Origin of the sequence: Neoroseomonas eburnea, from assembly GCF_018129005.1 — a bacterium.
Taxonomy (GTDB): Bacteria; Pseudomonadota; Alphaproteobacteria; order Acetobacterales; family Acetobacteraceae; genus Neoroseomonas; species Neoroseomonas eburnea.
On record NZ_JAAEDL010000010.1, the window covers coordinates 51,175 to 69,976 of the forward strand.

The following is an 18,802-nucleotide window of genomic DNA, read 5'->3' on the forward strand; positions in this document are numbered from 1 at the left end:
GCGCCGCGCTCCACTACCGCCGGCCGCCGCCCAGCAATCCGCCCAGGCCGCGCAGCAGATCCTGCGTCGTGCCCTGCAGCTCCCGTGGCACGCCCGGGACGACGCGCTGCGGCGGCGGCACCGGACCGTCGGCACCGAAGCGTGCGATGCGAAGCTGGGACGCGCAGTCCCCGGCCGGCGCGCTGCCTGTCACCTGCCCACGCAGCCATTCCACCGTGGGGTCGCGCCACAGCCGGTTGGCGACCGTGTCGCCGATCATCTGGCCCACCGCGCGGCCCGGGTCCACGCCGATGCGCGGCGCCGCCAGGGTGCCGCCGATGCCGACCGGCGCGCGCACCCGCACGCCGAGGAGCGACACGTCCGGCATCAGCCGCGCGGCAAGCCCCTCGGTGCGCAGGTTCACCGCCGCCACGCCGTCGACGCGTCCGGCGGAGGTTTCGAGCATCAGCGCCTGGGTGCGCGCGATGCCGTCGTGTGCGCTCAGGCGCAGCGCGAGGCAGCGCAGCTCAAGCCCCTCCCGCGGGATGCTTGGGAAGATCAGCCCCACCAGGTCGGGGCCGAGCCGCAGCAGGCCGGCATGGGCGAGGCGGCCTTCGACCACTGCCATCCCGGCCTCGCCCGTCAGCGTCGCCGCCACGGCGCGGGTGGTGGCGCCACGTCCGCTCAGTTCGAGGCGGATCTCAGCCCGGCCCTCGATGCCCGTCGCCTCCTGGCGCGCGCGGCGCAACGCCGCGAGGTCGATGCCCGGCCCCTGGCTGCGCAGGTTGAGCGTGACCGCCGGCGGGGCGGCGGCGGCGTCGAGCGTCGCCTCCCCATGCACCGGCCCGCCCGGGGTGACGGCCGAGAAGGAGGTCAGCCGCGCCGAGCCGTCAGCCATGGCGAGTTGCCCGCGCACCTGGCGCCAATCGGTGCCGGCCACCGTCAGGTGGTCGGCCGAAATGTCGAGCCGCCCGCGATAGGCGCGCACGACATCGAGCGGCAGCGGAATGTCGGGGATGACGCGGCCATCGGCCTGCGCGGGGGCCGGCGCGGGCGGCGGCGATGCGGGAGCGTGGTGGGTTGCCGCCCGGGCCGGCGCCTGCGTGGTTGCGGCCACCCGCTCCATCAGCGCGTCCAGATCGAGCCGTGCCAAAGCGATGCGCCCGTTCAGCCCGACCGGCCAGCCGGGTTGCAGCGTCACCTCGCCCTCGGCCTGGATGACGGGCGCGGTGACGCGGAAGGGGGCGATGCGGATCTCCCCGGTCACCCTGCCCGGCGCAGCCAGCCGGGCCTCGATGCGCAGGTCGCGCAGCGGTGGCGGGCCGGGCAGCACCGGCGCGAAGGCGGCGAGATCCGGCACCGCGACCTCAAGCTCGAGCGTTGCGCCCGACAGGCTGCGCGGCCGCTCGATCCGGCCGGAGAGCTTCGCCACCGCTTCGGCCGCCGTGATGTCGCCGGTGATGCGGACGGGTTGCTCCGGCGCGCCGGGCAGCAGCACGCCCGGCGCGTCGAGGCCGAGCGCGGCGCGGAAGGCGAGGCCGTTCCGGCTGCCCTCCGCCGTCAATTCGGCTGCAGCATCCAGCGCCGGCGCCCGCAGCTCCAGCCGCGCGAGCGCGAGTCCCGGCACGAGCGGCGACAGGTCCGCTGCGCCGAGGCGAAGCAGGATGTCGGAGGGCGCGAACTCGGGACCCAGCCGCAGCGCTGCCTCGATGGGCGGCAGCACGGGCGGCAGGGAGGCGTCCGGCACCAGGGCCGCGAACAGCGGCAGCAGCGCGGCCGGTTCCGGCAACGTGGCGGCAAGGACGACGGACTCACCGAGCCGGCCCTCCGCCGAGAGCCGGTTGGCGCCGAAGGAGAGCGTGCCGCGGAGCGGCCAGGGCGCGCCGGGCGGGGCGGGCAGGGGGCCGGTCTCCGCCTCCAGCGTCGCAGCGGCGCCGTGCAGGGCGAGGCGCGCGGCGATGCCGACCGGCCCGCCCTCACCGAAGCCGTCGATCCGCCCCCGCTCCACCACCACGGTGCCGAGGCGCGGGTCGGGCAAGGTCACGCGGCTGTCGGTCAGCAGCAACTCGCCGATCGCGATCGGGCGGCGCGGGGCGGTGGATGCCGCGGGGGCCGGCGCCGGTGCCGGCGTTGCCGCCCGCGCCGGCGGCGTCAGGGCCCAGTTCTCGCTGCCATCGGCCAGCCGCTCGAGCAGGATGTCGGCGCCGTCGATGGTGACGCTGCGGAAGGCGACCTCGCCGCGCAGCAGGGGCAGGACGGCGAGGCTCGCCTCCATGCGGCGGATGCGCGCCATCTCGGGCCGCGACCCGCCGGGCAGGTTGGCGAGCGTCGCGCCCTCCACCGTCAGCCTCGGGGTCAATCCCGGCCGCAGGGAGACTGCCCCGAGCGCGGCCGTCCGCCCCGTCGCGCCCTCGATGGCGGCGACGAGGCGCGGCGTCAGCGCCCCGGCATCGAGCGCCAGGACCAGCGCCACCATGCCGGCGCCGAGCAGCAGCACGGCCCCGCCGGCCAGACCGATCATCCATTTCACGGCGCGCATGGCGTGAACCTCAGCGGATGCGCCGGCAGGGCGGCGTGCGGGGCTTGTCGAAGCCGAGGAAGGTGAAGGTCTCCTTCATGTGCGGCGGCAGCGGCGCGGCGAGTTCCAGCACGCCACCTTCCGGATGCGGCAGGCGCAGCGCGCGGGCGTGCAGGTGCAGGGTGCGGTCGCCGAAGCCTTCCGGATGCGCCGCGGCGCCGCCGTACTTGCCGTCGCCGAGGATCGGGCAGCCCAGCGCCGAGGCACAGTGCACGCGAAGCTGGTGGGTGCGGCCGGTGAGCGGCGTCAGTTCCAGCAGCGCCGCCCGCTTCTGCGCGGAATCGATGGTGCGGTAGAGCGTGACGGCGCGCGCAGCGTCCCGCGACTCGGACGGCACGGTGCGTTCGCCATGCCCGCCCGCCTGCCGGGAGAGCGCCATGTCGATCCGCCCTTCCAGCGGGTGCGGCCGGCCGACGACGATGGCCCAATAGGTCTTCTCCGCATCGCGCCCGCGAAAGGCGGCGGCGAGCTTCGACGCGGCGGCCGGGGTCCGTGCCAGCACCAGCACGCCGGTGGTGTCGCGGTCGAGGCGATGCACCAGGCGCGGCCGCTCCTCGCTGCCGAAGCGCAGCGCATCGAGCATGCCGTCGATGTGCTTCGCGATGCCGGGCCCGCCCTGCACCGGCATCCCCTGCGGCTTGTCGATCGCGATCACGCTGTCGTCCCGGTAGATCACCAGGCGTTCGAGCGCCGCCGCTTCGCGCGGGTCGATCGGCTTCGGCTCGGCCTTGGGGGCCGGGGCGTCAGGCATCGGCGGGATGCGGATCGCCTGACCGGGCAGCAGGCGGGTGTTCGCCTCTGCCCGCTTGCCATCGACGCGAACCTGGCCGGTGCGAAGCATCTTCTGCAGCGCGCCCTGGGTCAGGGCCGGAAAGTGGCGATGGAACCAGCGGTCGAGGCGGATCTCGCCGTCCGCGGGGCGGACGGTGCGGGTGGTGACGGGCATGGACGCAGCATAGCATCGCTGCGCCGCAACCTGCATGCTGCCGGGCGGGGGTCGGCGACGGCGGCCCGCAGGCCGGCGCGCCGAGAGGTTCCCGCGGGCGGCTGGCCACGACCGTCGCTCCGGGCGCCGCCGCACGGATCGGTGCCGTCATCCGGGGCATGCGCCCTTCGGCGCCTTCGCGCCGGCTCCCTCAGCGCCGCACCAGCCAGAAGCGGAGGACGGAGGCGGCCAGCCCGAGCCCCACCGAGAGCAGGACATAGGCCACCGCGAACACCGGCGCGCGTTCCCACAGATGAGTGGACTCCGGCGAGAAGGCCGAGAAGGTGGTAGGGCCACCGAGGAAGCCGGGGATGAGCAGGTTGCGCGCCGCGCCATCGATGCCGAGCGCCGCCAGCACACCGATCGCGCCGCTGCCGAGGATGTTCACCGCCCGCATTCCCCACGGAAAGCCGCTGCCGAACAGCGCGGTGCCGAACAGCGAAGCCAGGTGGCGCAGCACCGAGGCGGCCGCGCCGCCCAGCGCCACCAGCGCCAGCGAAGATGCTGTGAAACCTTGCATGGACTGACGTCCCGGCCGCTTTCGGATCATTGCTCGCGCGCCACGGCGCCGCTAGCCTCCCGCCCCGTCGGGCGCGCGGGGGATTCTTCGGACCATGGATGTTGGTGGCTGCACGAAGTCCTTCGCGATGGACGAGGGTACGGTTCGCGGCAACGACCAGATCCTCCAGGGAGTCTCCGGCGCGCCGCTGAACGACCCGAAGCGGGACGGCATCCGCACCGGGATGCCGATGATCCGGCTCGCGCGCTTCATGACCTTCCACGACGACAACGCGGCGCGGCGCCAGGCCGCGCTGAATGACGCGGCGGACCGCTGGGGCGGCGAGACGCAGGACCATCACCTCGCGCCCGGCGACCCGGGCGGCGGCATGGAGAGTATCTGCAACCACGCCTGCGCGGAGCCGCTGCGCGCCAATTCGCGGGTCATCCTGCCGAACGGCACGGTGGAGGTGCCGACCGCCAACCTCGGCACCGCCGCCACCGCCTTCGCCCCGCACGGCAGGGACAAGGCCACTGCGGCAGCATCGTCTCACCCGTTGTTCGGCTTTCGCCCCGCACCTAAGGGACAAGGGCGCCTGCCGGCTGCGGAACATCGGCCCGCGGACGGGCAGCGCGAGCGCCGGCCAGATGGTCGCGTCCCGGGCATCCGGCGGGAAGATGGGCTTCTTTCACCACCTTTACTCTTTCGATCCGAATTTGGGCGAATACAAGGTGGACACGGGGGATACCGCGAAGTTCGCGAAGGCCTGGCTCGAAGCCTGCGCCGCCGCCTTCCTCGGCGTCGGATGGCTCGCCTCCTTCAAGGTCGACTGCGGCTGAGAACGGACAGCCAACCCTTTCAGCAACGCTGAGGAGCGAAACGATGGAAGTAGCGGGCTACACGAAGACCTTTTCCCTGGATCAGGGCAGCGTTCTCGGCAACGATCAATTGTTCCAGGCGCTCTACAACGCACCGCTGACGGATGGTAAGCGCGAAGGCATCTGCACGGGCCTGTCCATGATCTGGCTGGCGCGCCGCATGATGTTCCACAACGAGTCGGCCGAGCAGCGTTTCGCCGCCCTCTTCACTGGCGCGGCCTTTCGCTGGGGCGGCAAGACGCAGGACATCCACGTCGCCTCCGGCGGCGGCAGCGGCAGCTACTACGACATGCTGCAGACGATGTACGGCGACGCGCTGCGCGCCTACGCGCTGCGCGTCGTTCCCGCCTCCTGCAACGCCACCTTCGACGGCACGCCGAGCGTTCTCGGCCAGGCCGGCGCCACCGCATCGAAGTCGGCCGGCACCTATTGCCTGTGGAACATCGGCCTGCAGACCCCGACGGGCAGCGCCGGCCACATGGTGGCGACCTATGCCTCGCACGGCACGCTCGGCATGAACCGGCACCTTTACTTCTTCGACCCCAACATGGGGGAATACCGGATCGGCACCGGTGATGCGGTCGACTTCTTCACCAAGGTGTTCGAGGCCTATGCCGGCATGTTCGGCGGCCTGAACTACCTCGCCACCTTCGAGGTGGACCGCTGACGCGCGGCTGATCAGCCGCGGCGCCGCCGGCGCCGCAGTTGTTCCCACCGCGCCATGCGTTCGGCGATCGCGGCCTCGGCGCCGCGATCGGTCGGGCGGTAGAAGCTCTGTCGCCGCATCTCCTCCGGGAAGTAGTCCTGGCCGGAGAATGCTTCCTCCGCATCGTGGTCGTATTCGTAGCCGGACCCGTAGCCGATTTCCTGCATGAGCTTCGTGGGCGCGTTGAGGATGTGCTTCGGCGGCATCAGGCTGCCGGTTTCCTTCGCCGCGCGCATCGCCGCGCCGAAGGCAGCATAGACGGCGTTGGATTTCGGCGCCGTTGCCAGGTGCACCACGAGCTGCGCCAGCGCGAGCTCGCCCTCCGGCGACCCCATCCGCTCGAAGGTCTCCCATGCCGCGATGGCCAGGGGCAGCGCGCGCGGGTCGGCCATGCCGACATCCTCGGCGGCGAAGCGCGTGAGGCGGCGGGCGATGTAGCGCGGGTCCTCCCCGCCCGTGAGCATGCGCGCGAACCAATAGAGCGCCGCATCCGGATCAGACCCGCGCATGGATTTGTGCAGCGCGGAGATGAGGTTGTAGTGCTCCTCCCGGTCCTTGTCGTAGAGCGCGGCGCGCTTCGCGAGCAGCGAGGACAGCGCAGCGGTGTCGAGCTGCTTCGTGCCCGGCGGCAGGGCGAACAACTGCTCCGCCATGTTCAGCAGGTAGCGCCCGTCGCCGTCCGCCATGGCGCGCATCGTCGCCCGCGCGGCCTCGTCCAGCGGCAAGGCGCGCTCCATCAGCGCCTCCGCCCGCCCCAGCAGGAGTTCCAGCGCAGCGTCGTCCAGCCGCTTCAGCACCAGCACCTGGCAGCGTGACAGCAAGGCACCGTTCAGTGCGAAGGACGGGTTCTCCGTCGTCGCGCCGACCAGCGTGACCGTGCCGTCCTCCACCACCGGCAGGAAGCCGTCCTGCTGGGCGCGGTTGAAACGGTGGATCTCGTCCACGAAGAGCAGCGTGCCCTGGCCGTTGGACTTGCGCGCGCGGGCCTCGTCGAAGGCGCGCTTGAGGTCGGCGACCCCCGAGAACACCGCGGACAGCGCCGTGAAGCGCAGCCCGGCCGCCTCCGCGAGCAGCCGCGCGATGGTGGTCTTTCCCACCCCCGGCGGCCCCCACAGGATCAGCGAGGCGAGCGAGCCGCGCTCGAGCATGCGCGTGATGGTGCCCTCGGGTCCGAGCAGGTGGTCCTGCCCGACCACCTCCTCCAGCGCCGGCGGCCGCAACCGATCCGCGAGCGGGCGCGCCGCGCCCTCCGCCTCGGGCGGCGGGCCCACGGGCGAGCCGAACAGGTCGGTGAGGGGTACTGGGTTGCCCTGCGGGCGGCGAACGGCCATGGGGGCAGGATACAACGCCGGGCCGGCGGGATCGACATGGCCTCCCGGGATGGCAGCCTCCTGTCATTGTTCCGTCGCTTGACGCCGGCGCGGGGTGCGATCACCCGTGCGCCATGCTCCGGCGCGCCGCCCTGCTCATGCCCCTTGCCGTCCCCGCCCTGGCCCAGCCGGCGGATCGGCCGATCCGCCTGGTCATCGCCTTTCCACCGGGCGGCAGCACCGACATCCTCGGCCGGCTGATCGCGCCGCGCATGTCCGAGCTGCTGGGCGCGACGGTCACGCCCGAGAACCGTTCCGGCGCTTCCGGGGCGGTCGGCGCCGGCCATGTCGCGCAATCGGCGCCGGATGGCACGACGCTGCTGCTCGATTCCGGCGGGCAGAGCGTGAACCCGTTCCTGCTGCGTGGCCTCGCCTTCGACTATGTCCGCGACCTCGCGCCGGTGACGCTGCTGGCCACCCTGCCGCTGCTGCTGGTCGCCCGCGCCGAATTCGGCGTGGCGACGCTGGCGGAGCTGCTCGCCCGGCTGCGTGCGGACCCCGCCCAGGCCCGCTACGGCAGCGTCGGCGTCGGTGCGCGCACGCACCTCGCCATGGCCGCGCTGCTGCGCCGTGCCGGCATCGCCGGGGAGCACGTCCCGTATCGCGGCGGTGCCGACCAGGTCGCCGGCCTGCTGCGCGGCGACGTGCCGATGGGATTCACCTCCATCGCCCTGGCCGCGCCGCTGCTGCGCGACGGCCGGATCCGCGCCCTGGCGGTCTCCTCCGCCGCGCGCAGCCCGGTCTATCGCGACCTGCCGACCGTCGCGGAGCAGGGTTTCCCCGGCTTCGCCATGGGCGATTGGCTCGGATTGCTCGTCGCCGCGGGCACGCCGGCGTCGGTCGTCGCGCGCCTTGCCGCGGCGGCGGCGGATGCGGTGAACCAGCCGGCGCTGCGCCCGCGCCTCGCCGATCTTGGTCTCCAGCCGGCAGCCGAAGGGCCGGCCGCCTTCGCCTCCTTCCTCGCCACCGAACGGGCGGAGATGGAGGCGCTGATCCGCGGCGAGGGCATCCGCCTCGACAGCTGACGCGCAGTGGCGCATGGATCGGGGCAAGAATTCCCGGGAGGACCGTTCATGCTCCGCCGCTCGCTGCTCGCCACCGCCTTCGCCACGCCCGCCCTCGCGCAGGGGGGCGCCTGGACACCCGGCCGCCCGATACGCCTGATCGCGCCCTACCCGCCGGGCGGCGGAGTGGACACCACCTCCCGCCTGCTCGCGGTGCCGATGGGCGCCTTCCTGGGCCAGCCGGTGGTGGTGGAGAACCGGGGCGGCGCCGGCGGGTCGATCGGCGCGGGGGAACTCGCCCGCAGCGCGCCGGATGGCCACACGATCATGATCGACGCCATGGCGCATACGGTGAACCCGCACCTGATCCGCAACCTTGGCTTCGACTACGCCACCGCCTTCGCGCCGATCAGCCAGGTGGTGGTGCTGCCGCAGATCCTCGCGGTGAACCCGCAGAAGGTGCCGGCCAAGACCGTGCAGGATTTCATCGCCTGGGCGCGGCCGCGGCAGCGCGAGCTGTCCTATGGCTCCTCCGGCAATGCGACGGCGGCGCATCTCGCCTCGGCGCTGTTCCTGAACCGTGCGGGGCTCGATGTCACCCATGTGCCCTATCGCGGCGGGACGCCGGCGCTGCAGGACCTGCTCGGCGGCAACATCGCCTTCGTGTTCGGCACCGTCTCCTCCACCCTGCAACTCGTGCGGGATGGGCGGCTGGTCGCGCTCGGCGTCTCCACGGCGCAGCGCATCGCGCCCCTGCCGGACGTGCCGACCATCGCCGAGCAGGGCTTCGAGGGCTTCGAGCTCAACGAGTGGAACGGCCTCTATGCCCCGGCGGGCACGCCCGCGCCGGTGCAGCAGCGCCTCTATGAGGCAGCGAAGCATGCCCTGGCCGATGCCGGGGTGCGCCAGCGCCTCGATGCCCTCGGCGCCCTGCCGCTCGGCACCGATCCCGCCACCTTCGCACGCTACGTCGCGGATCAGCGCGCCCTGATGGGCCGCATCGTGCGGGAGGCGCGGATCGAGATCGGGTGAGGGCCCCGAGGGCAGCTTGATCCGGGTCAAAGGCGGCGGCAGGGCGCTGGATTACGAATCATCCATCTTTCTGGGAGGATTCGATGCGCGCCTGCGACATCATGACGACCGATCCCGTCACCGTGCCGCCCGAGACGCCGCTCGATGCCGTCGCGGCGCTCATGGCCGACCGCGGCATCTCCGGCCTTCCGGTGCAGGAGGCCGATGGCCGCCTGGTGGGGGTGGTGACGGATGGCGACCTGATGCGCCGCCTTTCGGCGAAGGAGGACAAGCCGGCCTCCTTCTTCGCGGCCCTGCTCGGGGCGAATGCCGACCAGGCGCTCGCCTATGCCCGCGCCCATGGCCGCCGCGTGCGCGACGTGATGAGCACCGAGCTCGTGACGGTGGAGGAGGACGCGACGGTCGAGGAAGTCGCGCATATCCTCGAAACCAGGCGCATCCGCCGGGTTCCGGTGCTGCGGGACGGCCGGCTGGTCGGCGTCGTCTCCCGTGCCGACCTGCTGCGCGCGGTCATGGCGCCGGTCGGCAGCGGCGCTTCCGAGGAGGCCTCCGACCCGCGCATCCGCCGGGAGATCCTCGCCGCCATGCGGTCCGAGCCCTGGATCAGCACGCGCTTCGTCTTTCCCGCGGTGAAGGACGGGGTGGTGACCTTCCACGGCTTCCTCGCGGGGCAGGAGGCGAAGATGGCGCTCCGCGTGCTCGCCGAGGGCGTGGCCGGCGTGAAGGAGGTGGTCTTCGACACCGCGCCGCCGCCGTCGATCCTGCTCGGCGTTCCATGACGCCCTCGCTCCCCGGGGCGTGAGTTCGCCCCGGAGCTTTTCCCTTGTCTTCGCAGCCGCGAAGGCTCATATGCCATTTCATCGCGCGGATATCCTGCGCGCCACGCGCCACCCGGCCGCGTGATCGGTCCCCGCCGCTTCGCCCTTGTGTGGAGCGCGGTGCGGGCCCGGGCCGGGAAGCGGCGCGCCACCAGACGGACGGTCCCAATCCCGCGGGGCTTTCTCACCGCAGCGACGCGCGCGGCGTGCCATGTCGTGCGCGTGTGACAGGACTTATCTTGACCAATACCTTCGAGGCCCTCGGCCTCGACACCCGCATCCTCCAGGCGCTCGCCGAGGAGGGTTATTCCGCCCCCACCCCCATCCAGGCGCAGGCCATTCCCTCCGTGCTCGAAGGGCGCGACCTGCTCGGCATCGCCCAGACCGGCACGGGCAAGACGGCGGCCTTCGGCCTGCCGATCCTGCATCGCCTGGCGCAGGCCGCCGGCCGTCCGCCGCGCGGCGGCTGCCGCGTGCTGGTGCTCTCGCCCACGCGCGAGCTCGCCTCCCAGATCGCCGACAGCGTGAAGGCCTATGGCCGGCATCTCGGGCTGTCCGTCGCGGTCGTCTTCGGCGGCGTCGGCTTCGGGCCGCAGCGCGCGGCGCTCGCCCGCGGCGTCGACATCCTGGTGGCGACGCCCGGCCGCCTGCAGGACCTGCTCGACCAGGGCGCCGGCCGCCTCGACCATGTCGGTGCGCTGGTGCTGGATGAGGCCGACCAGATGCTCGACAAGGGCTTCCTGCCGGCCATCCGCCGCCTGCTGAAGTCGATCCCGGCGCAGCGCCAGACGCTGTTCTTCAGCGCCACCATGCCGGCCGAGATCAACAGGCTCGCCGCCGAGATGCTGAAGGACCCGGTCCGCGTCGCCGTCGCGCCCGTGGCCACCACGGCCGAGAAGGTGGCGCAGCGCGTCGTCCACGTGCCGGCCTCGGGCAAGCGCCGCGTGCTGGCGGAGCTGCTGAAGACCGACGGCATCGGCCGCACCCTGGTGTTCAGCCGCACCAAGCACGGCGCCGACCGCATCGTGAAGCAGCTCGACCAGGACGGCATCACCGCCAACGCCATCCACGGCAACAAGGCGCAGAACGCGCGCGAACGGGCGCTCGCCGCCTTCCGCGACGGCTCCGCGCCGGTGCTGGTGGCGACCGACATCGCCGCCCGCGGCATCGACGTGGACGGCGTGACGCACGTCATCCAGTTCGACCTGCCGGAAGTGCCGGAGACCTATGTGCACCGCATCGGCCGCACGGCCCGCGCGGGTGCCTCCGGCGAGGCGATCGCCCTCTGCTCCCACGAGGACCGCGACAAGCTGCGCGCGATCGAGAAGCTGATCCGCATGCAGATCCCTTCCGAGCAGCGCCCCGGCGCGACGCCGGAGGAAGCCGCCGCGCAGCGCGAGGCGCCGCGTCCGCCGCGCCAGCCGCAGCCCCCGCGCGGCGCGCACAAGCCGCAGCGGCAGTCGCAGCACCGCCCGGCAGGGCACTCCAAGCCGGCGCGCCCGGCGGCCGAGGCCAGCCGTGCCGCGGAAGCGCCGCGCAACAGCGGCGGTGACGCCCCGCGCCGCCGCCCCGCTGCCCCGGCGGCCGAAGCCTCGCGGCGCGACCGGTCCTGGCGGGAAGCCGATTTCCGCGACGGCACGCCGGCGCCGGCGTTCCTGCGCCGCGGGCGCTGAAGGGCGGGGGGAGGGAACTCCCCCCCCCACCCGCCACCTTATACCAGCGGCCGCTATCCGCGACCGCGGGTATCCGCCCTTTCATGCCCTCGGACGCCGGGCGCAAACCTCCGGTTTGCCTGGCTTCGCCGGACCACCGGCGGGCCGCATTCCGGCTCCCCGGTCACCTTGCAAGGCAAGGTGACCGGGTTCCCGTCGCGGCCTCGGCACGAGTCAAGAACTCGTGCCGCTCGTATTGCTTGTCGGTTCGCCCGGCCTCCGGCCGGGCGGGCGCGATTCTGCGCGCTTCCGTTTCACGTGCGCCGTCGGCCATGCTGCCGACATCGCCCCGCATGAAGGGCGACGTGACAGGGAGGCCCCATGACCGACGCCCGCACCGCCCGTATCCGTGCGCCAATCGCACTTCTCGCCGCCGGGCTGCTGCCGCGCGCCGCGACGGCCCAGGCCGAGGACCCGGCTGCCTGGCCCTCCCGCCCCATCCGGCTGATCGCGCCCTATCCGCCAGGCGGGCAGACCGACATCGTCGGCCGTTGGCTCGCCGAGCGACTGCGTGCCCACCTGCCCCAGCCGATGATCGTCGAGAACCGCGCCGGCGCGCAGGGGATGATCGGCACCCAGGCGGCGCTGCAGGCCCCGGCGGACGGCTACACGGTGCTCTACATCAACGCCTCGACCAGCCTCATCAACCCGGTGATCCACGCCAATCCGGGTTATGACACGCTGCGCGACATGGCCCCCGTGGTCCAGTTCGGCACCGCCGCCCTGGTGCTGACGGTGCGGGCCGATCGACCGATCGCGAGCGTCGCCGACCTCGTCGCCGAAGCGCGCCGCCGGCCGGGCGAGCTCTCCTACGCCTCCTTCGGGGTCGGCTCCGCCTCGCACCTCTTCGGCGCGATGCTGGAGAAGGCAGCCGATATTCGCATGTCCCACATCCCCTACCGCGGTTCCGCCCCCGCGGTGCAGGACGTGATCGCCGGACACGCCTTCCTGTCCATCAACGACGAAGCGGTGAGCATCCCGCAGATCCGCGACGGCCGGCTGAAGCCGCTCGCCGTCACCGGGCCGGTGCGCATTCCGGCCCTGCCTGACGTTCCCACCTTCGCCGAGGCAGGCTATCCCGGCGGGCTGGAACTGCTCGGCTTCAACGGCCTGGTGATGCGTTCGGGCACCCACCCCACCATCATCCGCCGCTTCTCCGATGCCGTCCTCGCCGCGATCGGCGCGCCCGAAGCACGCGAGCGCCTGCGCGTCATGGGTCTCGAGCCGACCCTGCTCGGGCCCGAGGCCTTCGCTGCGCAGCTTCGCCGCGATGCCGGCCCATGGGGGCAGGCGGCGCGCGATTCGGGCGCCCGGGTGGAGTGATGCCGCCGAACCTTGCTGCCGACCTGTCGGCGGCGAGGCGCGGCGGTATCGCGCGCAGGGTTGGCGTGGCGGCTGCGCGCGAAACAAGGCGCTCGTGCCGAGCGAGCCGAAAGGCTGGCCGGTATGATACCGGCGGCACGAGTTCTTGACTCGTGCCGAGGCCGCGACGGGAACCCGGTCACCTTGCCTTGCAAGGTGACCGGGGAGCCGGAATGCGGCCCGCCGGTGGTCCGGCGAAGCCAGGCAAACCGGAGGTTTGCGCCCGGCGCCTGAGGGCACCAGAAGCCTCATGCCGGCGGTCGCGAAATGCGGCCGCTGGCATGACGCGCAACGACGCCCCCTATCCGAAGACTTCCGGCCAGGCCGCCATCAGCGCGGCGTCCGCTTCCTCCATCGTGGCCGGGATGCCGAGCGCATGCAGGCTCGTCACGCCATGCTCCGCGATGCCGCAGGGCACGATGCCGCCGAAATCCGCGAGGTCCGGATCGACGTTCAGCGCGATGCCGTGCCAGGCGACCCAGCGCGTCACCCGCACGCCGATGGCGGCGATCTTGTCCTCGCCCCCGGTCGCGCGGTTCACCACCCATAGGCCGATCCGGCCCTCCCGCCGCTCGGCCCGGACGTTGAACCGGTCGAGCGCGCGGATCAGCCATTCCTCAAGCCCATGGACATAGGCCCGGATGTCTCGCGCCGGCACCGTTCCGTGTGGCCGCGTCAGGTCGAGCATGACATAGGCCGTCCGCTGCCCCGGGCCGTGATAGGTCCATTGCCCGCCGCGCCCGGCGGCAAAGATGGGGAATCGGGCGTCCCGAAGATCCTCCGGCTTCGCCGAGGTGCCGGCGGTGTAGGTCGGCTCGTGCTCGACGAGCCAGATCCGTTCGCCCGCCTGGCCTTCGCGGATGGCCGCGACCCGCGCTTCCATGGCGGAGAGGGCCTCGGCGTAGGGCGTGCGGCCCTCGGCGACGATCCATTCAAGGGGGGGGTTTGCTGGGAACGCGGTCATGGGTTATACGCCGCGCCCTCTACCGGATTTGCGGTCGTGGCGGAATGGTAGACGCGCCAGCTTGAGGTGCTGGTGGGGGCAACCCCGTGGAAGTTCGAATCTTCTCGACCGCACCAGTTTCCTGATCCCTCAGACGCCGGGCGGGCCGCATCCGCGGCCCTTGGCTTCGCGCCGTGCGCTGGCGTGTTGGTGAGGGCGGTTGGTCCGGGCGCGGTCGCGCCGTGCGCTCCCGGCCCGAGGCAGGGCCTCGGGCCGAGATTTTCCGATGCACCTGATGCCGGCGCCCGCATTCGCGGGCTTGGCGTTCGCGCGGCCTTGGCGCGCTGGCGGCGGCTGGTGGTCGTGCCGAATTGGCAATCCCGGCAGCAGATGGCGGGGTCCGGGGGGCGCCGCGCCCCCCGGCGGAGCGCGAGGCGGAGCCTCGCAGGCGCCTCACGCCGCCAGTGCCAGCCTGCGCTGCAGGTCGTGCCACTGCTCCGGGGCGAGGCTCGTCTTGGCCGAGCCTTCGATCACCGCCACCACCGTCTCGTCCTCCGCCACCGCCCGGGCCTGTGCCACGAACGCCGCACGTTCCGGCGCGCCCATCGCCGGCAGCATCAGGGTCAGGATGGCCTGGGCCCGCGCCAGCGGGATCGCCGCGAGCATGCGCTGCTCCAGCGCGCGCAGTTCCTCCTCCGTTAGCAGGGATTGCAGCAACTGCCGCAGCGCCTCCTGCCGCGACCGCGGTGGCGGGCCGAAGAGATCCTCCCGCGTGGGCGCGGGGCGATTGTCGTTCATGGTCAGCATGGGTCCGTCCTCGGGATCCGTGCGGGTCTTCGACCCGGCCCCCGCGCCGCACGCCGCGGGGGGCCGGCTTTGGTGCTCAGGCGGCCGTGGCCTTGCGCCGCTGCCAGGCCTCGAGCTTGTCCCGCGCCTTGTTGCGCGCCGGGTCCATCGCCGCGTCGTGGGATGCGGTCTTCGCCGTCAGTTCCACCACGTAGCCGTCGGGGTCGCGGAAGTAGATCGAGCGCATGGCGCCATGATCCGCCGGCCCGCGCGTCTCGATCCCCGCCGCGCGCCCGCGGGCGAGCATCGGTTCCAGCGCCTCGGGCGCCACCTCCATCGCGACATGCAGGTCGAAATCGTGCTGCGCCTTGAAGGGGAAGGGGCTGTCCGGCACCTCGAAGAAGGCCAGGAAGCTGCCGTCGCCCAGCCGGTAGAAGCTGTGCAGCACGGAGGTCGAGCGCCCCGTCTTGGTCTGCTCGATGACGAAGGCCTCGGCCAGGGGCAGGCCGAGGAAATCCTCGTAGAAGCGCCGGGTCGCGCCGGAATCGCTGCAGCGATAGGCGACGTGGTGGAAGGCCCTCACGGGGGCGGGCGCGTCCATCACGCGGCCCTCCGCGCGAGCGTCGCGTCACGCCATGCCTCGAAGCCGCGGTTCGCGGCCGCCCAGGACGGCCGCGCCTTCATCGCCGCGATCCAGCGCACCACGCGGCGGTGGGCGGAGAAATCCTCGCCGATCATCTCGCCGATGGTGGTGAAGGCCACGCCGAGGAAATCCGCCAGGTTCGGCTGCGCGCCGCCGAGGAAGGCCCCGCCGTCGGAGAGCATGTGGTCGTTGAGGATGCGCAGCAGCGACTGCGCCTCGTGCCGGGCCGCGCCCGTCACCGCCTCCTGCACGCCCGGGCCCGCATGGGCCGTGTGCGGCATCACGACGGGGTAGACGATGCCGTAGCCGAAGGTCCGGTAGAAGCCGGTGTTGAACCAGTCCATCTGCGCGTTGACCCGCGCCCGCCCGCGCGGATCGGCCGGATAGGCCGGGGAGCCCGAGACCTCCGCCAGGTACTTCAGGATCGCCGAGGATTCCGTCAGCAGGAATCCGTCATCCTCCAGCACCGGCACCTTGCCGTTGGGGTTCTTCGCCAGGAAGGCGGGCTGCGTCTGCTCGCCGGCGAAGAGGTCCACGGGCACCAGCTCCAGCGGGATGCCCGCCTCATGCGCGAACATCACGATCGGACGGCAGGTGGTGGAGCCGTCGAAATAGTGGAGTTTCATGGTCCGTCTCCTTCGTTCAGCGCGTCGCCGGTGCGGGATGCGCATGCGTCACGATGGCGGTCGGCTGCTCCATCAGCGCGTAGGGATGCCCTGCGCAGCCAACGCCCGGGTTGGTGGCGTTGAACAGCCCGGCCGGGTTCTCCTTCCATAGCCAGACATGCAGGTCGTAGTGGTGCAGTTCGCGCGGCATCAGCGGCTCGTGCCCTTCCATCGGCCCGTCGAAGGGGCGGTCGAAGAGTGTCGGCCGCCCGGCGACGCCGGTCGCGAGCGGGATGAACCACTCGGCGGCGACCAGGCGCAGGCTGCCGCGTGGCCCCGGCTCGTAGACCAGGATCTGCGGCCGCATCGGGTCCGGCGTGGGGCCGATCAGCGTGGGGTTGATGAAATGCACCCCCATGCCGCCGACCGGGTACTCCACGCAGCCCAGCGTCGAGAGATAGCCGTCGCGGATCGCCACCCGCGGGTCCTGGTACTTCGCCAGGGCGTCGCGCACCGCGGCGAGCTCGGGCGGCAGGTTCGGCGCGCGCATCGGCGCCGATGTGCGGTGCCGCGGCCCATGCCCGGTATGCCCCAAGGCCGTGGTGACGACGCTCGCGGCGAGCCCCGCGGCGAGCACCGCGCCGGCCAGCAGGAACCCCTTGCGGATGCTTGCCCGGCCCGATTTCGCATGCTGCGTCATGGCGCTTCTCCTTGGACGGGGCGCGGTCAGCGCCCGGGGACGACGACGGTGAGGTACGGCGCGGTCGGGGTCTCGCCGGCGCCGATCATGCGGGGCGTCTCGTTGCGCACAGGCGGCAGGCTGCGCAGGTAGCGCGCCAGCGCCCGCGCGTCGGCGTCGTTCAGCGCGGCGTAGGAATGCCAGGGCATGACCGGCGCCAGCACCCGCCCATCCGGCCGCACGCCGGTGCGCACGGCGCGGATGATCTCCGCCTCGCTCCAGCCGCCGAGGCCGGTCTCGCGGTCCGGCGTCAGGTTGGGCGGGTAGAAGACGCCGAGCCCGGGAACGGCGAAGCCGACCTGCGAACCGGCGAGGTTCAGCCGCGGGTCGGGCTGGCCGGTCAGCGCGCCGCCGGTGTGGCAGCCGCCGCAATCCATGATGCGGGAGAGATACTCGCCGCGCGCATTGGGCCCGCCCGCCGCCTGCTGCGCCGCCGCCGGGGTGGCGGCGAACAGCGCGGCGGCGATGGCGGCACGGCTCAGGAAACTGCTCATCGATCACGCTCCTCGGTGGCGGAGGGCTCGGCCCTCGCGATGGCGCCACACTCGCGAACGCATCTTTCCGGAGCCATCGCCGGAGTTTTCCGGCGCTTTCCGGAAGCCTTCCCGGCGGTGACCGGCGTCACACGGCCGGGCCTGTCCTCATTCCGGCACGCCGGCCTTCACCAGCCCTTCGACGAACACCTCCGCATGCGCGAAGCCCGCCAGGTTCCTGCGCAGCAGACCGACCCGGATCGGTGGCCCCATGCGGTCGCGCGCCACGATGTAGTCCTGCGCCTCCTCGATCCGCCCGAGATGGCCGCAGCAGGAGATCAGCGTGTTGTAATGGCCGAGATACTCCGCAAAGGCCGCAACCGACGCCCGCAGATGGGGCAGCGCCTCCTCGAAGCGCCGCGCGCCGAGCAGGGCGAGCCCGTGGACCGCCGTGTAGATGCCGGCGAAGCTGTCCATCGGGCTCATGCGCAGCGCGAGGCCGGTCTCGGCGATCGCTTCCTCCATCCGGCCTGCTCGCAGCAGGCCCCAGCCGTGCAGCGTGCGCCCCAGCGCGAAGCAGGGGTTGAGGTCCAGCGCCGCGCGCAGCTCGACGAGCCCCGCCTCGTGGTGCCGCGCGGAGGAGAGGCAGATCCCGTGCGTCATGCGTGCCCAGGGTTCCGTGGGATCGAGCGACACCGCCTCCGCCGCCTGGCGCGCCGCGAGGCGGTAGCCCTCCGCATTGTCCGGCCACCAGTAGCACAGCGCCGCCCACCAGGCCGCCCAGGCGAGCAGCGCATGCGCGCGCGCATAGCCGGGTTCGAGAGCGATCGCCTGTTCGAGCAGCCGCCGCGCCTCCTCGTTCTGCCGCCGCCCGACCTTGCTGATCAGCCCCATGGCCCGCACCGCGAGACCCCAGGCGGAGAGGTTCGCGGTCGGCCGCGCCGCGGCGCGGAAGCCTTCCTCGGCGTAGAGATGCGGTTCGATCGCGGCGACGACGTTGCGCGTGATCTCGTCCTGCACGGTGAAGATGTCGGAGAGCTCGCGGTCGTAGCGTTCGGCCCAGATATGCCGCCCGCTGCCGGCATCGACGAGCTGGCCGGTGACGCGGATGCGCCCGCCGGCGACGCGCACGCTGCCTTCCAGCACGTAGCGGACGCCGAGGTCGCGCGCGACCTCTCGCACGTCCACCGCGCGGCCCTTGAAGGTGAAGGTGGAATTGCGCGCGATGACGAACAGCCAGCGCAGCCGCGCGAGGTCGGTGGTGATGTCCTCGGTGATGCCGTCCGCCAGCCAGTCCTGGCTCGACGCATCGCCCATGAAGGTGAAGGGCAGCACGGCGATGGAGGGGGCGGCACCGTCCTCGGCCGGCGGGGGCACCGTGCCTGGCGCCATCTCGGGCAGGGCCGGGGCGGCGACCGGCCCGCGCAGCGCGAGGCCCGTGGTGCCCTCGACCACCGCCAGGGTGCGGTCGGAAAAGAGCCCGACCAGAAGCTTGTCCACCGTCGAGCGGCCGAGACGGCTACGATGGGCGAATTCCTCGCGCGACAGCCTTTCGCGGGCGATCCAGTCCCGTACCAGGCCGGCGATGCGCTTCCGTTCCTCCATGCCCCGTGGTGCCTGTCCCCGTCCGGTGCCGCCGCGCCACCCGTCTGTGCGCGCCCGAACTATCCGCTGCGCCGCACGAAAATGC

Annotated in this window: 18 protein-coding genes and 1 tRNA gene; 8 read left to right on the top strand and 11 right to left on the bottom strand. The window is 72.6% G+C overall.

Features of this window, described 5'->3' with window-relative positions:
- Positions 1–13: 13 nt before the first annotated feature.
- The 3 genes from GXW74_RS11900 to GXW74_RS11910 all read right to left on the bottom strand — a co-directional run bounded on the left by GXW74_RS11900 (position 14) and on the right by GXW74_RS11910 (position 4,062).
- A complete protein-coding gene (locus tag GXW74_RS11900) occupies positions 14–2,518 on the bottom strand; it encodes an AsmA family protein (RefSeq protein WP_211846726.1) in 2,505 nt (834 codons plus the stop codon).
- Positions 2,519–2,528: 10 nt separating this feature from the next.
- The gene (locus GXW74_RS11905; RefSeq protein ID WP_211846727.1) at positions 2,529–3,503 is read right to left on the bottom strand and encodes an RluA family pseudouridine synthase; all 975 of its coding nucleotides are present in this window, start codon (positions 3,501–3,503) and stop codon (positions 2,529–2,531) included.
- Positions 3,504–3,693: 190 nt separating this feature from the next.
- Positions 3,694–4,062: a fluoride efflux transporter FluC gene (locus GXW74_RS11910; RefSeq protein ID WP_211846728.1), complete on the bottom strand. Its 369-nt coding sequence runs from the start codon at positions 4,060–4,062 to the stop codon at positions 3,694–3,696.
- Between the two features lie 127 nt (positions 4,063–4,189).
- Between GXW74_RS11910 and GXW74_RS11915 the strand changes: the two genes are divergently transcribed.
- On the top strand, positions 4,190–4,912 hold the full coding sequence (locus GXW74_RS11915) for a hypothetical protein (protein WP_211846729.1): 723 nt from the start codon (positions 4,190–4,192) through the stop codon (positions 4,910–4,912).
- Between the two features lie 11 nt (positions 4,913–4,923).
- Positions 4,924–5,586, top strand: a complete 663-nt coding sequence (locus GXW74_RS11920; protein WP_211846730.1) for a hypothetical protein — start codon at positions 4,924–4,926, stop codon at positions 5,584–5,586.
- A gap of 11 nt (positions 5,587–5,597) precedes the next feature.
- Here the strand turns inward: GXW74_RS11920 and GXW74_RS11925 are convergent, their stop codons facing one another.
- Positions 5,598–6,956, bottom strand: coding sequence for a replication-associated recombination protein A (locus tag GXW74_RS11925; protein WP_211846731.1), 1,359 nt, complete (start codon positions 6,954–6,956; stop codon positions 5,598–5,600).
- A 113-nt stretch (positions 6,957–7,069) separates the two neighbouring features.
- On the opposite strand from GXW74_RS11925, the gene GXW74_RS11930 reads away from it, so the two are divergent.
- The 5 genes from GXW74_RS11930 (at position 7,070) to GXW74_RS11950 (ending at position 12,884) form a co-directional block, all read left to right on the top strand.
- Positions 7,070–8,020: a Bug family tripartite tricarboxylate transporter substrate binding protein gene (locus tag GXW74_RS11930; protein ID WP_211846732.1), complete on the top strand. Its 951-nt coding sequence runs from the start codon at positions 7,070–7,072 to the stop codon at positions 8,018–8,020.
- A gap of 48 nt (positions 8,021–8,068) precedes the next feature.
- The gene (locus GXW74_RS11935) at positions 8,069–9,031 is read left to right on the top strand and encodes a Bug family tripartite tricarboxylate transporter substrate binding protein (protein WP_211846733.1); all 963 of its coding nucleotides are present in this window, start codon (positions 8,069–8,071) and stop codon (positions 9,029–9,031) included.
- A gap of 83 nt (positions 9,032–9,114) precedes the next feature.
- Positions 9,115–9,810, top strand: a complete 696-nt coding sequence (locus GXW74_RS11940; RefSeq protein ID WP_211846734.1) for a CBS domain-containing protein — start codon at positions 9,115–9,117, stop codon at positions 9,808–9,810.
- A 278-nt stretch (positions 9,811–10,088) separates the two neighbouring features.
- Positions 10,089–11,522: a DEAD/DEAH box helicase gene (locus tag GXW74_RS11945; RefSeq protein WP_211846735.1), complete on the top strand. Its 1,434-nt coding sequence runs from the start codon at positions 10,089–10,091 to the stop codon at positions 11,520–11,522.
- A 360-nt stretch (positions 11,523–11,882) separates the two neighbouring features.
- Positions 11,883–12,884 carry a Bug family tripartite tricarboxylate transporter substrate binding protein gene (locus GXW74_RS11950; protein WP_211846736.1) on the top strand — a complete coding sequence of 334 codons (1,002 nt, stop codon included), beginning with the start codon at positions 11,883–11,885 and terminating at the stop codon, positions 12,882–12,884.
- Positions 12,885–13,224: 340 nt separating this feature from the next.
- Here GXW74_RS11950 and lipB read toward each other — a convergent pair whose 3' ends face one another.
- Entirely contained in the window at positions 13,225–13,887 is a 663-nt protein-coding gene (lipB, locus tag GXW74_RS11955) for a lipoyl(octanoyl) transferase LipB (RefSeq protein WP_211846737.1), read from the bottom strand.
- Positions 13,888–13,917: 30 nt separating this feature from the next.
- Here lipB and GXW74_RS11960 point away from each other — a divergent pair.
- Positions 13,918–14,003 (top strand) — tRNA-Leu (locus GXW74_RS11960).
- A gap of 316 nt (positions 14,004–14,319) precedes the next feature.
- Here the strand turns inward: GXW74_RS11960 and GXW74_RS11965 are convergent.
- From GXW74_RS11965 to GXW74_RS11990, 6 genes are all read right to left on the bottom strand, one after another.
- The gene (locus GXW74_RS11965; protein ID WP_211846738.1) at positions 14,320–14,673 is read right to left on the bottom strand and encodes a hypothetical protein; all 354 of its coding nucleotides are present in this window, start codon (positions 14,671–14,673) and stop codon (positions 14,320–14,322) included.
- 76 nt (positions 14,674–14,749) lie between these two features.
- Positions 14,750–15,253 (bottom strand): VOC family protein, encoded by a 504-nt coding sequence (locus GXW74_RS11970; protein ID WP_211846739.1) that lies wholly within the window; start codon positions 15,251–15,253, stop codon positions 14,750–14,752.
- Positions 15,253–15,921, bottom strand: a complete 669-nt coding sequence (locus GXW74_RS11975) for a glutathione S-transferase family protein (protein WP_211846740.1) — start codon at positions 15,919–15,921, stop codon at positions 15,253–15,255. Before GXW74_RS11975 ends, GXW74_RS11970 begins: the two co-directional genes overlap by 1 nt.
- Before the next feature lie 16 nt (positions 15,922–15,937).
- A complete protein-coding gene (locus tag GXW74_RS11980; protein ID WP_211846741.1) occupies positions 15,938–16,600 on the bottom strand; it encodes a hypothetical protein in 663 nt (220 codons plus the stop codon).
- Positions 16,601–16,626: 26 nt separating this feature from the next.
- Entirely contained in the window at positions 16,627–17,133 is a 507-nt protein-coding gene (locus GXW74_RS11985) for a c-type cytochrome (RefSeq protein ID WP_211846742.1), read from the bottom strand.
- 147 nt (positions 17,134–17,280) lie between these two features.
- A complete protein-coding gene (locus GXW74_RS11990) occupies positions 17,281–18,717 on the bottom strand; it encodes a tetratricopeptide repeat protein (protein WP_211846743.1) in 1,437 nt (478 codons plus the stop codon).
- Positions 18,718–18,802 lie beyond the last annotated feature (85 nt).